This is a genomic window from Acinetobacter sp. CAU_H_56, assembly GCF_058599425.1.
Genome location: NZ_CM178654.1, coordinates 944,965 through 960,016, shown reverse-complemented (window position 1 = coordinate 960,016; position 15,052 = coordinate 944,965). Strand labels below are relative to the sequence as shown.

13 protein-coding genes are annotated in these 15,052 nt (G+C 42.1%); 6 read left to right on the top strand and 7 right to left on the bottom strand.

All coding sequences use genetic code 11. From position 1 onward, the window contains the following. The first annotated feature begins 98 nt into the window (after window positions 1-98). From AC4MCC_RS04695 to AC4MCC_RS04685, 3 genes are read left to right on the top strand one after another with little or no spacing between them, the layout of a single operon-like run. Window positions 99-713, top strand: a complete 615-nt coding sequence (locus AC4MCC_RS04695; RefSeq protein ID WP_004784615.1) for an RNA polymerase sigma factor — start codon at window positions 99-101, stop codon at window positions 711-713. Then, window positions 710-1,027, top strand: a complete 318-nt coding sequence (locus tag AC4MCC_RS04690; protein WP_004784617.1) for a hypothetical protein — start codon at window positions 710-712, stop codon at window positions 1,025-1,027. The genes AC4MCC_RS04695 and AC4MCC_RS04690 overlap by 4 nt, the downstream gene beginning before the upstream one ends. Continuing rightward, window positions 1,017-1,424 (top strand): DUF3106 domain-containing protein, encoded by a 408-nt coding sequence (locus tag AC4MCC_RS04685; protein ID WP_159124038.1) that lies wholly within the window; start codon window positions 1,017-1,019, stop codon window positions 1,422-1,424. Before AC4MCC_RS04690 ends, AC4MCC_RS04685 begins: the two co-directional genes overlap by 11 nt. A gap of 51 nt (window positions 1,425-1,475) precedes the next feature. Here AC4MCC_RS04685 and AC4MCC_RS04680 read toward each other — a convergent pair whose 3' ends face one another. The 4 genes from AC4MCC_RS04680 to cxpE all read right to left on the bottom strand — a co-directional run bounded on the left by AC4MCC_RS04680 (window position 1,476) and on the right by cxpE (window position 7,758). Beyond that, the gene (locus tag AC4MCC_RS04680; RefSeq protein WP_491885732.1) at window positions 1,476-3,887 is read right to left on the bottom strand and encodes a CSLREA domain-containing protein; all 2,412 of its coding nucleotides are present in this window, start codon (window positions 3,885-3,887) and stop codon (window positions 1,476-1,478) included. A 9-nt stretch (window positions 3,888-3,896) separates the two neighbouring features. Further along, on the bottom strand, window positions 3,897-5,696 hold the full coding sequence (gene rbtA, locus AC4MCC_RS04675) for a rhombotarget A (protein ID WP_491885731.1): 1,800 nt from the start codon (window positions 5,694-5,696) through the stop codon (window positions 3,897-3,899). Between the two features lie 121 nt (window positions 5,697-5,817). Further along, the gene (gene hda / locus AC4MCC_RS04670; RefSeq protein ID WP_159124042.1) at window positions 5,818-6,522 is read right to left on the bottom strand and encodes a DnaA regulatory inactivator Hda; all 705 of its coding nucleotides are present in this window, start codon (window positions 6,520-6,522) and stop codon (window positions 5,818-5,820) included. 15 nt (window positions 6,523-6,537) lie between these two features. Then, window positions 6,538-7,758 carry a chloramphenicol efflux transporter CxpE gene (gene cxpE, locus AC4MCC_RS04665; RefSeq protein ID WP_491885730.1) on the bottom strand — a complete coding sequence of 407 codons (1,221 nt, stop codon included), beginning with the start codon at window positions 7,756-7,758 and terminating at the stop codon, window positions 6,538-6,540. A 135-nt stretch (window positions 7,759-7,893) separates the two neighbouring features. Here cxpE and purM point away from each other — a divergent pair, with 135 nt between their 5' ends. Together purM and purN are read left to right on the top strand one after the other, a co-directional pair. Continuing rightward, the gene (purM, locus tag AC4MCC_RS04660) at window positions 7,894-8,964 is read left to right on the top strand and encodes a phosphoribosylformylglycinamidine cyclo-ligase (protein WP_159124044.1); all 1,071 of its coding nucleotides are present in this window, start codon (window positions 7,894-7,896) and stop codon (window positions 8,962-8,964) included. A 6-nt stretch (window positions 8,965-8,970) separates the two neighbouring features. After that, complete coding sequence (purN, locus tag AC4MCC_RS04655; protein WP_180012794.1) at window positions 8,971-9,600, top strand: phosphoribosylglycinamide formyltransferase; 630 nt, start codon at window positions 8,971-8,973, stop codon at window positions 9,598-9,600. A gap of 64 nt (window positions 9,601-9,664) precedes the next feature. On the opposite strand, the gene AC4MCC_RS04650 is transcribed toward purN, so the two are convergent. Then, window positions 9,665-10,468 (bottom strand): alpha/beta fold hydrolase, encoded by an 804-nt coding sequence (locus AC4MCC_RS04650; protein ID WP_419365398.1) that lies wholly within the window; start codon window positions 10,466-10,468, stop codon window positions 9,665-9,667. After that, window positions 10,465-11,487, bottom strand: a complete 1,023-nt coding sequence (gene sppA / locus AC4MCC_RS04645) for a signal peptide peptidase SppA (protein WP_491885729.1) — start codon at window positions 11,485-11,487, stop codon at window positions 10,465-10,467. The genes AC4MCC_RS04650 and sppA overlap by 4 nt, the downstream gene beginning before the upstream one ends. Window positions 11,488-11,614: 127 nt before the next feature. Here sppA and AC4MCC_RS04640 point away from each other — a divergent pair, with 127 nt between their 5' ends. Further along, window positions 11,615-12,589, top strand: coding sequence for a lysophospholipid acyltransferase family protein (locus AC4MCC_RS04640; protein ID WP_491885728.1), 975 nt, complete (start codon window positions 11,615-11,617; stop codon window positions 12,587-12,589). Here AC4MCC_RS04640 and AC4MCC_RS04635 read toward each other — a convergent pair. Beyond that, window positions 12,578-15,040, bottom strand: coding sequence for a DNA internalization-related competence protein ComEC/Rec2 (locus AC4MCC_RS04635; protein ID WP_491885727.1), 2,463 nt, complete (start codon window positions 15,038-15,040; stop codon window positions 12,578-12,580). The two genes, AC4MCC_RS04640 and AC4MCC_RS04635, sit on opposite strands and share 12 nt — an antisense overlap. Window positions 15,041-15,052: the final 12 nt, after the last annotated feature.

Below are 15,052 nucleotides of genomic sequence, written 5' to 3'. Positions count from 1 at the left end.
AATAAGTTTTATTGTCAACCAAATCGTTATTCCCAACGTTATATGCACATGAACTTGGGAATAATGGTGGGTATCCAATGACAGGATTTTCCATCTCTATGGATTTAGCACCGAAACCGTTGCAGTCACAAGATGCGAGTATTCTAAAGAGTACGGCTGAGTCTCGCCTGAAAAATTTCATGCAGGATGTGACTGGGCGTGCTTTGGTGATGATGGAAAGTGCGACTCAAGGACAACATGGGATCGCAATGGATCTGGTTCAGGAAGCTTTTATTTCTCTACATAAATCTTATGCAGAGAAAAGCACTGAAGAGTGGTATCCCCTGTTCTATACGATTCTGAATAACAAATTACAGGATTGGCGTCGTAAAGAAGCACGTCGCAACCAGCCATTTTCCTTTTTCAAAAAAGTCAGCCTCGATGACGACGAAGTTGAATTTGACAATCTTGTAGATGAATCTACGCCCTCACCTTTAGAATTTCTGGATCAGGCAGTGACTGCTGAAGAAATTCAGGAGGCGATTGCCAAATTACCTGTGCGTCAGCAGCAAGCATTTATGCTCAGAGCCTGGGAAGGCTTTGATACTCAAACTACAGCGCAAATTATGAACTGTACAGAAGGCAGTGTGAAAACCCATTATCACCGTGCTATTCAAGGTCTACGTGCCTCTCTAGCACACTTAAATCCATATCTGGGAGGATCATCCGAATGAAGCAAGATGATTTCTTAAAGCAAGTAACTTCCAAACTTGATGGACTGGCACAGCACCACAAAGATAAACCGGTGGTGATGAATCATGTGCTGGAGCACATTCAGGACGCACAACATTCACGCTTTGCATTTCTAAAAATGTCTGGCTTTGCTTTGGCTGCTGCGATTGCTGGTGTGGTAGTGCTACCGAATATTGTCAGCCATAACGAACCTCAGACTCAGGCAGTATCCACCCCCAAACTCTCCCCACAGATGCTTGAAGATCTGGAAATGTTAATGGTTTTAGGTGAGGACAAAGTTCCACATGGCAGCTAAAAGATTAGCAATTGCATTTTGCGCATTCAGCTTCCTGCAAACTAGCTTTGCGGGATTTGAACGTTTTTGGATTTTTTCCAAAGATGCCAATACGCAGGTCAACGAAACCTGGGATACACTTTCTGATTCCGAGCAACTGGCATTAATCAAACGTTATCAGTCTTTAAAAGAGATGCCTGAACAACAGCGTATTAATTTACAGCAACGCATGGACTGGTTCACTCAGCTTCCTGAAGCTGAAAAGCAGCGTATGCGTGAAACCTGGCAAATGATGAGCAGCCAGGAACGTAAGGAGTTAGGTGCACGAATGCAAAAAGCAACGCCAGAAGAACGACTGGCGATCCGTGAAGAATATATCCAGAAATACCAGCAACTCACTCAACCTAAAACTCATTAATTTTAGTTAAATAAAAAGCCTCCATCTGGAGGCTTTTTTTTCATGCTGCAATTACTTTCTAACTCGGCGATATCCTGCCAGACCTAATAATCCGAACAATCCCCAAATTCCAAATGAACCACCACCACTTGATGATGTATTGGTATTTTTAGCCGTATTTTTTAAGTTAATTCTTGCTGTATCTGACATCAACTCATCTGCATCAAAAACATGATACTGCATATCATAATCTGACTGACTAAAAGTGTTTTTCACACTAAAGGTCAATTTTCCACCATAACAGGTTTCACCGGCAAAATTCCCTGGGCATGGTCCTTCTCGCTCTGCAGAAAGGTTTACTCCGGCAGGAAGCTTGACAATACGAATTGGAATCTCACGACCATCTTTATCACGATAGAAAGCGGCCTTGCCATTCATCCGTGGACCATCGCCATCATCACTGTCATTCTCTAATGGATTCACAGTCACAGTCAGATTGTTTTCTGCGCTAATTCTATATTCGTCATTTTTTACAATCGGCTTAATATTTACAAATGCGCCCTGCAAAATACCTGTACTGCTGGCACTAGTCTGCTTGTCTTTAATTGTATAACGACAATACTCCGTATCCGAGAGACTTGTTACTTTGCCATCAGTACGATACATCATGATACGGTTTAAATCAGGCTTCCATTCACATTTTAAATTTGGATCATTAGGCGCACCTTGAACAATTAATGAACTGCCTGATCCAGATAAAGACCCTACACCTAAAGATTGCACTGTAATTTCATAATTTTGTGAATTTAATGCTTTAGCTTGTACTTGAGTATTATTTAAAGTTTCTTGAGGCATGACCAAACTAAATGGATTAACGTATATGGCACGATATTTCTGGTATTGCTTGGTATATTTTAAAAGATCCTCATATTCTTTTAGCTCTTCCTTTAAGCCCTGTATTTCCTCAGGTTTTGTATTCTTATCGGCCAGAATAGAATTAATATCACCAATATTTTCCTGATAATAATCCAGCAACTCTGTTAAAGAACTATTTTTTAGACCAGAAATATCTGCTGCAGTTAAGTTCCGGATTTCGACCGACCCAATTTCACAGGAATTTTTTGCGTCCGGATTAAATAACAATGTTGCCTTAGTTAACCGCTCAATTCCACGCTGATCAATTTCTTCACAACTTTCTGTACCGATATTGACCAGATCCGTATTTGATTGTCGATCAATTGGATAATACATGCCTAAATAACGGTTATTTACAGAAGGTTCGATATAAGGAGTTAACAGATCTGTGATCTGATTACTGGATACATCAATATTCGTTGAAACACTGTTTTCTGCCAGTTCAGGTAATACACAGCGTGAGGAACCACTTGTATGAATCGCATTATAAGCAGTAAATAAGTCTACATCCTGTTCTTTACTTGGATTTCCACCATTTAAGGCATATTCACAAGATAGGCCCTGGTTAAAGGCCAACACGTTATAAGCCAGACTCGAATTACCAGTATTGTCATAAAAGATGGTAGAGCGAGCAGTATTCTCGACAATCGTGTTATTAATGGCACTAAAAGTGAAGAAAGAACTTAATGGACGGCTAATTTCATTGGCCATTCGGAAAATATGACCTGTGGCACTGGTCGTATTTTTTGCAATTGTAGAGTTACTAATATCCGCTTTGGCATAACCACAAAAGTCCAGAATACTGGCCGTATCAGTAGAACCATTTTTGACAATACTGCTTGCGCTAATTTCTAGCTTTGTCTCTGTACTGCCCAGATTCCCCACACAATCCATGGCCAAGACACTGCCATATGTAGCTGCTTTATTCTGATGAATTAAGGAATCCTGAATCTTGATAATTTTTTCATTATTCATCGCCACTGCATAAATTGCTCCGCCTTCTGCAGCCGCTCGTGAATTTACAATTTCACTATTCACGAGGCTTAGAGGGCCAGCGACATAAAATGTTCCACCATTACCTTTATCCAGACTGGTTTTTGCAGCATAACCATCTTTCAGGATGACACCATTTACCACCATGCTGGCTTGGCTAGCGACCGTATTAAATAAGCGGGTTTTCCCTTGGCCTGAAAGGGTGGTGGTTAAAGCCTCACGTGTTGGATATAAAAAGGTAATAGGACTTCTTTGAGTATAATTGAAGGGTGATTTTCCCAAAATATTGACATGGGATTCAACAATAATTTCACTATTGAGTTTATATTCCCCAGCTTCAAGCTGGATGACATCTGGAGCGGAACCGTCATTACGCAATGTACGGCCAACATTACACCCTCCATAGGATTTATCCAGCTTGGCTGTCTTAATGGCTTCACGCAAGGAACAGGCACTGGTATTTTCCCCATCCTCGTCAGCAAATGTAGTGACATATATGGTTTTATCTTCGGCTGCCATTAAACTCATGGCAGATAAAATCATGGCTGCAAGCAGTCCTTTTTTATAATTTTTCATGATTTTTCCTTAATCTTTTAATCTGCGACGTAGGCCGATCAACCCTATCAAGCCCATTAAGCCAGCGATCCCCCATGCCCCACCCGAGGTCTTCACAGACTTGTCTTTCATTTCATTTTTAGGTTCCTGTACAATCTGGGTACTTAAAACCAGATAAGGTTTAGACTTATTAAATCGTGTAGATGAAGTAACTACCTGAATTTCAAAAATGTCAGCACCATGCCATTGTGAATCCGGGGTATAAACCACATTCCCATCAATATCAATGACTGTTTTGCCCTTGGAAACAGTTTTAGTTTGGATAACCTGTAAGCAGCCATCTTGCCAAGGCTCACCCTTTGGATTCTCTCCAATAATGTTATTGCATTGTTCTTTAGGAATTAAATCACTATCTCCTAAAACAGATTCAATTGAAAACTTTGCAGTCTCTCCTTTTAGAAGATCCTGTCCAACCAGACTGGTAGATGTTGGAACTGTAATTTCAATCGCGCCACGATCACAAAATAAGTTATCCAGTAAACGGTCTACACCGCGTTGGTCTGCCGCCTCACAGCTGACTGAAGGATTGCTGCTATTGTAGCTAGTCCCTCTATTTACAATCGGTGAATCACTGACCTGATTATAATTCAACAGGATCCGAGGACGTAGATAGCCCAAAAACTGATCTTTAGGAACGCTATAAGGACATAGAATAGCATCGCTATTTTGTTTTAAATTTAGACAGACACCTTCACTTTGATCTGAAGCCTCTGCAAACAAGCGAGTACCTGTCCAGATCTGGTTTGGATACGCAGCATCACCTGTACCACAAGATGCTGTTACCAGGTTATTGTGAATCGTACTTTTATCCGTAGTTTCAATCTGACAATCCTGCGTACCATTTCTTAAAATAATACTGTTCGCCACATAGGCTTTACCATTCGGAGCATTAATACGTAGTGCTGTACCTGTATTATCCACTATAGTCAGGTTGTTGATTCCCACCCCATCAATCACATTGATCAGTGCTCCCTTATTTTTTAACAGGGTACTGCTTAGGACTTCAGCATTAATGGATTGAATATCGGCAGGATTATCGACTTGGCCTGCTGTATAAATATTGGTAGCATTATTATTAAGCGTCTGGTTATTCTTTAAAACGCTTTGATAAACCAGAAAGTATGGAAGCTGGCTATAGAGTATGCCACCCTGTTGCGCCTGATTATTTTCAATCAGGCTGGTTTTTATTTCGGCAAAAGCAATCAGATTCTGGCCAAATTTCCCCACATTATAAATGGCGCCACCTTGACTCGCAGCCCCCTTGTATAAGCGGCTGTAATCAATTATCAATTTACCTTTATTATGAATTAGGCCACCTTGTTCGGCACAGCTGCTTTTACCGCAACCTTCAAGGTCGAGTTCTTTTAAATTGACTTGAATCAGCTCTTCATCATTGCTAATACGGAAGAGATTATCTGTCCCTTTCATTTGAATATGAGCGTTATATAACCCCATTACCTTATCGGTACTACTAAATTCACCATCTACTTCTGCGATAGATTTAATCGTCACTGATTTCTTGATCGGGATATGTTTATTCAGAACATAGGTCGTTTTTTCTTTTAAGATAATGGTGCCAATAGCATTTTCGCCACCACAGCCCATATAACCTTCTTTAGCCAGGCCACGATTCACATATTCAACAGCTTCTCGAAGTGAACATTCCTTGTCATCTTTTTCAATATCTTCTGTGGTAGTTACAATAATTTCTGCACTATATGCCTGCCCCGCCATACATAGCAAAGCCATGCCTATGCTCTTCTTGAGCATACCCTTCTCCTTAATTTTTTATTTCTTTCTTTTTCTTCTAAAGTTGCATCTTCCTTGCAACAGCGAATTATTTTGCCTTACTTTCGCATAGACTGAGTAATTACTCAAGATGTTTTATAATTTAACGATATTCATCAATTAATGCATAAATCTGCCGCAGGTTAGCATTGCTGACCTTCAGCTTTTCGCCTTTAAGTAATTGAATAATCTGTTCTAATGTTTGTAGAAGCACGGAAGTTTGATGTGGTCCGTGATTCAGCAAATAATCAAAAATCTGTGGATCAAGATGAATACCGCGTCGGTCCAATACCGAGGATACTAAGGCAAATCGGTCCGCATAAAGACTGCCATTTGGGACACGGACACTGACTGCCTGCGTGAGTCGGGACTGCAAATCAGGTAATTCAAGCTTTAATTCAATGGGCGCAAAACGGGAGGAAAATACCAGCTGACCACCGCCCTCATCATTATAATTAATCAAGTGAAAAACGGCGCGTTGCCAATGCGGAACCCCACTAATGGCTTCAATGTCATCCAATGCGATCAAGTCAAACCGGTCCAGCGAAGTAATCGCTTCAGTGGGTGCATCCAGAAGTTCCAGCAAAGACACCTGTATAGCGGTTTTGCCGATTTCCAGATAAGAATCACAGATGGCAGAGAGTAAGTGACTTTTACCTGTTCCAGCTCCGCCATACACATAAAAGCGGCTGATTAGGCCTGCATGCAGCTGTCGGACTGCATCAATTACATGCCCCCATCCCGGACCCGAAAAATCACTAATTCGAGCATCGAGTTGAGGTTCTATATCTAGCTGCAATTGACGCATATGATTCTGATGGCCTTATGAGTCTTTATGAAGAGGTACATCCATCTTACTTGATTTCTCTCCCTCTTGCAGTGGTTTTGCTTCTGACTTTTTCATTTCAATATCAACATCTAAGTCTGAAGTTTCTACGCTTATGGAACCTGTAACCGGATCATTCATGACGACTGCCTGATTTCCATAAAATGATGTGCATTCATAATATTCACGTGCATGTCTGAGCAGAACCACAATTACCGCTGCAACTGGGAGAGCAATCAGCATTCCCAGGAAGCCAGCCAGTTGTGCGCCCGCCAATACCGCAAAAACCACAGCAACTGGAGATAAACCTATTTTATCGCCGAGCAGGAATGGCTGTAATACATAGCCTTCTACCGCCTGACCGACCATAAACACGACACCCACCAGAACCAGTTGCCACCAGTCAATCCCGAATTGCAGGAAGGTCGCAATGACCGCTGCAATGATCCCGACCGCAAATCCCAGATAAGGAATAATACTGGCCAGACCTGCCACCATGCCAATAATCAGACCAACTTCAAGACCAATCAATTGCAAACCAATCGCATAAACGATTCCCAGCAGAATCATCACCAGAAATTGTCCTTTCACAAAGGCCCCAAGTACACTGTGACATTCACCGACGATTCTTAATGTACTTTGTTCATAAGGACGTGGAATTAGGCGACGTAAGCTTTCCAGCATACGATCCCAATCCAGCAGGAAATAGAATGCAATAATTGGAATCAGGACAATCGTACCGCCAATCTGCAAGAAGTTAATTCCAGATTGTGCAAGGCGTAGCAGGAAGGCCTGAATACTGTCAGCACTATAATTGGTTTGCACATAGTCCATGACCACATCAGAAATCTGTGTGGTATCAATTTCCATTTCAACGACATTGAAGGTATTCGACAGCCACGGTAAAAAGGTTGAATTAATCCAGCCAATGACCGCAGGTATATTGTCACGCGCATAAATCAGCTGCTGCCAGATCAACGGCACCAGATACCAGATTGCCAGGATCATAACGATCCCGATTCCAGTAAAAACGATACTAATAGAGAGCCAACGCGGCAGACCGATATCGTGCAGTTTATCTACCAGCGGGCTGAACAGATAAGCCATTAAAAACGCTGCAACAAATGGAATTACAACGGGTTTTAGTAAATATAGAAGCCACAACAACAAAGCTATCCCAGCTAGGATAAACACGCGACGCAATGTGCGATCTACCATAAAGTTTCGCCTTCTCTCTATTAATCGTTATAAAAAGTAAAATATTTTAATAAAGATAGCATTTTAGGGCATAAATACCATAAGAGTTTTGCATATTCAGGTTATAATCCCCCGCGCGAATGCGGAGACTTCATTATGAGCAACTCAACTTCTACCCCAAACACTGGTTTAAGCTACAAAGATGCAGGTGTCGATATTGAAGCGGGAGACGCGTTAGTCGACCGAATCAAGTCCGTCGCTAAGCGTACTAAACGTCCTGAAGTAATGGGCGGATTAGGCGGTTTCGGCGCCCTTTGTAAAATCCCTAAAGGTTATGAAGAACCTGTTCTCGTATCAGGCACAGATGGTGTTGGTACAAAATTACGTCTGGCACTGAATTTGAACCGTCATGACACCATTGGTCAAGATCTGGTTGCAATGTGTGTGAACGACCTTCTCGTTTGTGGTGCTGAACCACTCTTCTTCCTGGACTATTATGCGACTGGTCACCTAAATGTGGACGTAGCTGCAAATGTCGTAACAGGAATCGGTGCTGGCTGTGAACTTGCTGGCTGTGCACTGGTTGGTGGTGAAACTGCTGAAATGCCAGGCATGTACGAAGGTGAAGATTACGATCTTGCAGGCTTCTGTGTCGGTGTAGTTGAGCAAAGCAAAATTATTGATGGCTCTAAAGTAAAAGCGGGTGATGTACTTATTGGTGTTGCATCTTCTGGTGCACATTCAAACGGTTATTCGTTGCTTCGTAAAATTCTTGAAGTTAAAAATGTTGACCTGAATCAAATCGTTGATGGTCGTCCACTTGCAGATGTTGCAATGGAACCAACACGCATTTATGTGAAATCGATTCTTGAACTGCTAAAACAGGTTGATGTACATGCGATGGCACATATCACTGGTGGCGGTTTACCAGGCAACCTGCCTCGCGTATTACCAAACGGTGCTCAAGCAGTCGTAAATGAATCTTCTTGGGAATGGCCTGAGCTGTTCAAACTTCTTCAACGCGAAGGTGGTGTAGAACAGTTTGAAATGTATCGTACCTTTAACTGTGGCGTAGGTATGGTTCTTGTTGTTGATGCAGCAGAAGCAGACAAAACTGTAGAGTTACTCAACGGTTTGGGCGAAAAAGCATGGACCATGGGTCACATTGCAGATAATGCTGAATCTGTTGAAGGGGCAGACGAAAAAATTCGTGTGATCTTCGCGTAATTTCGCATGATTAAAATTGCTGTACTTGTTTCAGGCAGTGGATCGAACCTGCAAGCCCTGATTGATGCCAATCTGTCAGGGAAAATTGTCGGGGTGCTTTCCAACAAGCCTGAAGCATTTGCTTTAGAGCGCGCTCATAAAGCAGGAATTCCAACTGCAGTCATTGAACATAAACAATATCCAAGCCGGGAAGCTTTTGATGATGTCATGCATCAGCAGCTTCTGGACTGGGATGTTGATCTAGTGGTACTTGCGGGCTTTATGCGAATTTTAAGTGAAAAATTTGTGAAAGCCTGGGAAGGGAAAATGCTGAATATTCACCCTTCTCTTTTGCCACATTACAAAGGCATGCATACCCATCAGCGCGTCCTGAATACCGGTGATGTTCTGCATGGTTGCACAGTGCATTATGTCACTCCAGAACTGGATGCCGGCCAAGCCTTAGCACAGGGTGTGTTAAAAGTATCGCATCAAGATACGACTCACACTTTAGCTCAGCGGGTACATGTACTGGAACATCTGATTTACCCACAAGTGGTAGAATGGATCTGTAATGGGACAATTCAGCATACTGAACAAGGTGTGTTGTACCATAATGCAAAAATGCAAGAACCTGTTCAATTCTGCAAATTCTAAAAGTCCAAATATAAAAAAACGCATCCGAGGATGCGTTTTTTTACTTCTTTAGATGGGATGAACTTTAAGCAGACTGTTGCTGAATCAGTTGTTTGACCAGACTCGCGACTTGCTCAGGCTGCTCCAATGGGAACATATGCCCACCATCTACCACTGTAAATGGAATGCCAAATTTCTTTTGCACTTGCTGCGGAAATCTGCGCGCCAAAAATGGACCTTTCTTGGCAACCACCAGATGTACTGGTACTTTTGGTTTAGCCTGAGGTAACCACCATAGTGATGGATTGGTTCTAAAGATATTCACTTCATCCATTTTAGGAATGGTGAGTTCAACTCCACCTCGAACCGGATCATCCTTTAAGGCATAGTCAATATAAGCCTGGAAGCAATCTGCATCAAAATCCTGATAAAAGCCTTTCGGTCGCAGCAGTTCAGCTGCCTGTTCCCGAGACTCCCAATGATCACGACGGCGTTTCGACAAACCTGCAGGTGACATCTGGTCCAGTGCTTTTAAGCGCAAAGTTTTTGCAATATGCAACGCCAAGGCTTCTTTGCCCATGATCATTGGTGGATCAAGCATAATCATTTGCGAAAAAAGTTCCGGACGCTGTAAGGAGGCCTGAAAACTCAGGACTGAACCTAATGAATGCCCCAAACCAATCACCGGACGTCCATGAGACTGGCGCACGATACTATCAATCACCTGCTGAGTCAGACTTTTCCAGTGATTATCAATCGGATAACGCTTATCAGGCCCTAATAACGGCACATAGATAATATCGTAATCATCTTGCAGTCCTTCAAACAGCTTTTGATAGACTTTAGATGGCACGCCATTGGCGTGCGCAAAATGAATCAATGGTTTCATTGTAAGGTCGTTTTATTTTCTGACTGAAGTTTTTGTGCCACTGAAGTTGCAATTCCTTCACCAATCGATGAGCCCATACGACCCAGTACTGACTCAAATGGGCTATATTCAATGGTGTAGTTAAGTGCTTTTTCAGTTTTTAGTTCGCGCTTCAAAGTATTTAAACTACCAATACGGTCTGCAATACCCAATTTCACCGCTTGTTCACCGGTCCAGAACAGACCTGAGAAAATAGCAGGATCATTCGATTTTAATTTAGCTCCACGCCCCTGCTTTACAGCATTAATAAAGTGACCATGCACATTATCCAGCACACCCTGTACATGCGCTTTTTGTGCAGGATCAACTGGCTGTGTCATTGACAGCAAGGCTTTATTTTCACCTGAAGTCATGGTGCGGTCTTCAACACCAAGTTTTTGTAGCAGGTTATTCACACCATAATTCGGCATGATCACACCGATTGAACCGACCAGACTCGATGGATTGACAATGATTTCATCTGCAGCGGATGCAATATAGTAAGCACCAGAAGCCCCTGTATCACCAATCACGGCATAGAGTTTTTTCTCAGGATGCTGTTTTTTCAGATACTGTATTTCCTGCCAGATTTCATCTGACTGGACTGGTGAACCACCCGGTGAATTAATATTTAAAACGACAGCCTTACTTTGCTTGTTTTCAAAGGCTTTTTTGAGTGATTTGATGGTATTGCTACTGTTTACGCTTTGCTTGTCTGCGGCAATCGTGCCAATAATATCAACCACAGCAATGTGTGCACCTGCGCCTGCACTTGGATCAGAAGCACTCATGCTACAGCCTTTACCTAGCGCAAGAATGACAACCAGCAGATAAGCAAAGGTTAGAAATTTGAAGAAGATCCCCCAGCGACGTGCCCGTCGTTGCTCTTCTACTGAAGCTAAAACTGCTTTCTCCAGCAGTTTCCATTCTGGGCCAGTCGGTTGAACTGGTTGTTGCGTATTTTGTATTTGATTTTCAGGTTTTGGTGGCCAATCGGACATAAATAATCCAATAAATTAATTTATATTGAACCCATTATATACACCGAAAAGGGTAATTCTGTCTAAAGAAACCGTTTTCGCCTATAATAAGTGCTATTCTTTTTTATTTTATCAATATTACAACTCAATGACTGAACGCAGCTCAAAGAATTCAGCTTACGGTTTACTCAAATATATTAGCCGCCAACCGCTTTCAGTTTCCCGATGGATTGCGCGTATTCTTGCTTTAATCGTTAATATTTTTAAAGTTTCTAAAACTTCTGATGTAATTCGCCTGAACCTTGAGATCAGTTTGTCTGAACTGTCGACACAGAAAAGAGAACGGATTACCCGTGCCGCGATTCGCAATGAACTGATGTCGTATTTCGAATTTTTCAGTATTTGGGGTTCGAGTAATCAGAAAAATATTGAGAGAGTGCATAAAGTTATAGGCGAAGATTTACTGCATGATGCCTTGGCACAAAATAAAGGTCTGGTATTGATTGTGCCGCACTTTGGCACTTGGGAAATTATGAATGCCTATGTTGCACAATTCACTTCAATGACCATTATGTATAAACCTGTAAAAAATCAGGCAGCGGATCAATTTGTCCGTGCAGCTCGTAGCCGCGAACAGGCCAATCTGGTGCCGACAGATGAGTCTGGCGTAAGACAGATTTTCAAGGCCTTGAAGCAAGGTGGCACGACTGTCATTCTGCCGGATCATACACCTAACGTTGGCGGTGAATATATTCCTTACTTTGGCGTTCCTTTGGCCACCAGCAACCTGAGTGCCAAGCTGATCCAGAAAACCAAAGCCCGTGCGCTGTTTCTTTATGCCCTGCGTAATGAGGGTGCTGGCTTTGATATTCATATCGAAGCCATAGATGAAGAAATTTATCAGGGAGATGCCAATCAGGGTACAGGCATCATCATCAACACGATTGAGAACCTGATTCAGCGTCATCCTGAACATTATCACTGGAGCTATAAACGCTTTAGAGCTCACGAAGATCTGGGAAATATTTATAAGCTTGATCATGACCAAGCTTTGTCCAAAGTGAACCAGTTAAGAACTTCTAATCCGGCTCCTATCGAACCATCTCTAGAATCAGTCATTTAGATTTTGTTTTTGTAACCATTTCCAGCGACTTCTTTCAGTTTCTAGAATGATTTGAGTTCCTTGCTGATGAAAATGCAGGCTGCCATGCTCTGCTGTAGTCAATAAAGGAATTTTCAATTCTTTGAGCCGCTGTTGAGTCAACTGACTTGGATGCCCATAACGATTAAATTTTCCCGCAGACGCAATCGCCAGTTTAGGACGATAATGCTGCAAAAATTGATAAGCTGAACTATGCTGACTGCCATGATGGCCTAATACCAAAACATCCACTTTTAAATCAGGGTAGTCTTTGAGTAACTGATATTCAGTCTGCCAACCTGCATCACCCATCAGCAGAAAATTCTGATAAGGCCAGACATCTTTGAGCTGCAAATACACCACGCAAGACAGGTCATTTTTATTGAAATTAGCGGTATTTAATTGTTCTAATTTTGGTGCAATGACCTTAATCTGCAGATCATTCTGCCATTGCCACTGCTGTCCCTGATAACATAATTGAAAGTTTGAAGAAGCTACAGTTTCGGTCACTTCATTGGCATAGATATTCTTAATCTTGAGCTGGTCTTTAATGCTGTGATAAGCACCGCTATGGTCCTGATCCAGATGCGTTAAGATCACCTGCTCTAGTTGAGACACACCTTGTACCGACAGAAATGGCAGGATCAGCTGCTTTCCAATACTAAATTTTTCCTCATCATAATAACCGCCCATATCGATCATCATGTTATGAGTTCCATAACGAAAGAATATCGCCTGCCCTTGCCCGACGTCCAGCACCGAAAGCTGAAATGGCGGATGATAGAATTGAGGAATACAAATTGGTACCGCCGCGACAGCTATCCAGGATTTTGGTAATACGCCTCGTGGTAAGAATAAAATCAGCAAAGATAGGATAGATAGCTCAATCATCCAGAGATTCATTGCAACTGGGATTAACTGTGGTTTAAACCAGTGATCTAGCAAATTTAAGAATCCTAACAGGATATTCAGCAACAGATCATTAAGCTGAAATAACATGCTTGAGACCGGTTCAGCGATAAAAAATAGAATTGCTGCCAAAATATCGATCGGTACAATCAGCAAACCAATCCAAGGAATTGCAACCAGATTACTGAACGGCGTGATCCAGGCAATCTGTTTAAAAAACAGCATCATTAAAGGAAATAAAGCGAGAAAGATTTTCCACTGTGATTCCACCAGCACTTTAGCCGCAAAATACAGTTTTTGTATTGCTGTCTGATTTTGATCGGATGGTCGCTGTTGAATGGTCTGATAAATTCTGAGCAATACAAAACAGGCCCCATAGGACAGCCAGAAAGCCGCGGACAAGATACTAAAAGGATCAATGAATAACAGTAAGGCGGCGCTCAGAATCAGAAGTTTTAAAGCCTGTAGATTTTGTCGAAGCAGCATGAGGATGACACCAATCATACAGATCAGCAGAGTGCGGATTGCCGGGATTTCAAAACCCACAAAGGCACAGTACAGCACCACACAAAACAGAAAAGGCAAGGCCAGAAAATACTGGCGTGGCCATCTTAGATAAAGCTGAGGCATACTTCGTGCGACGAGTAGCCGAAGCATGGCACAGACCATCAGGGCAAAGATCAGCACATGTGGGCCAGAAATCGCCAATAAGTGACTCATGCCCATACGTCGAAATTGCTGCTCAGTTGCGGGATTTAAAAAGCTTTCATCTCCAGTGAGCAAAGCCAGAAGCAAACCTTTATTTTGTACAGGTTGCCTTGCTATGAACTCTCTTAATTCCAGCCGTTTCTGTTCTACCCAAAGTAAAAATTGCTGAGTTAAAGCTCTTTGCTCTCGAATATACTGACTATGCCCCAGTGTAGAAACATTAGCTGAATCAAGTTGCTCTATCTGTTTGATCCGGAAACCTGCCATCACATTCTGTTGCAGTGCCCACTTTTCCACATCAAAAGCACCGGGTGTTGCATAACTGTGATTAGGACGTACCTGCCCTTGCAACCGATAATAATGCCCCAGTTCAAGCGTATTTAAATTTTCATGATTCACTGATAGTTGTGAAGTATTCGGAGGTTTTACAGATAGAAAACCCATCCAGGTTACGGTGCGTCCATCGAAATTTAATACTTCCAGAGGCTGCTGGATAGATTGATCACCGAGTTTATTCAAGCGTTTAATATAAACAATAATGTCTTTTTGCTGTACTTCATGCTCGACATTCAATAGCCGTTGGCTAAGCTGTTGATTGGCATAACCATGTCCCAGAAATATCCCGATTAGAATGCAGATGCCTACTAGCGATCCTTTATATAAGGAATTTTTTAGAATCGCATTGAGCTTAGAACAACAGAAATAACAGAGCACAGCAAGAAATATCACTATGATTGAATTCAACTCAATATTCAGAAAAGATTTTCCCATACAGGCAAGGCCTAAAATCCAGCCCAAACACAGCCATTGCAACATGAAGATTTTCTT

Excerpts from the sequence above, each read along its gene's own strand:
- AC4MCC_RS04695 (WP_004784615.1), top strand. The coding sequence starts at position 99 with ATGGATTTAGCACCGAAACCGTTGCAGTCACAAGATGCGAGTATTCTA.
- AC4MCC_RS04690 (WP_004784617.1), top strand. The coding sequence starts at position 710 with ATGAAGCAAGATGATTTCTTAAAGCAAGTAACTTCCAAACTTGATGGA.
- AC4MCC_RS04685 (WP_159124038.1), top strand. The coding sequence starts at position 1,017 with ATGGCAGCTAAAAGATTAGCAATTGCATTTTGCGCATTCAGCTTCCTG.
- AC4MCC_RS04680 (WP_491885732.1), bottom strand. The coding sequence starts at position 3,887 with ATGAAAAATTATAAAAAAGGACTGCTTGCAGCCATGATTTTATCTGCC.
- rbtA (WP_491885731.1), bottom strand. The coding sequence starts at position 5,696 with ATGCTCAAGAAGAGCATAGGCATGGCTTTGCTATGTATGGCGGGGCAG.
- hda (WP_159124042.1), bottom strand. The coding sequence starts at position 6,522 with ATGCGTCAATTGCAGCTAGATATAGAACCTCAACTCGATGCTCGAATT.
- cxpE (WP_491885730.1), bottom strand. The coding sequence starts at position 7,758 with ATGGTAGATCGCACATTGCGTCGCGTGTTTATCCTAGCTGGGATAGCT.
- purM (WP_159124044.1), top strand. The coding sequence starts at position 7,894 with ATGAGCAACTCAACTTCTACCCCAAACACTGGTTTAAGCTACAAAGAT.
- purN (WP_180012794.1), top strand. The coding sequence starts at position 8,971 with ATGATTAAAATTGCTGTACTTGTTTCAGGCAGTGGATCGAACCTGCAA.
- AC4MCC_RS04650 (WP_419365398.1), bottom strand. The coding sequence starts at position 10,468 with ATGAAACCATTGATTCATTTTGCGCACGCCAATGGCGTGCCATCTAAA.
- sppA (WP_491885729.1), bottom strand. The coding sequence starts at position 11,487 with ATGTCCGATTGGCCACCAAAACCTGAAAATCAAATACAAAATACGCAA.
- AC4MCC_RS04640 (WP_491885728.1), top strand. The coding sequence starts at position 11,615 with ATGACTGAACGCAGCTCAAAGAATTCAGCTTACGGTTTACTCAAATAT.
- AC4MCC_RS04635 (WP_491885727.1), bottom strand. The coding sequence starts at position 15,040 with ATGTTGCAATGGCTGTGTTTGGGCTGGATTTTAGGCCTTGCCTGTATG.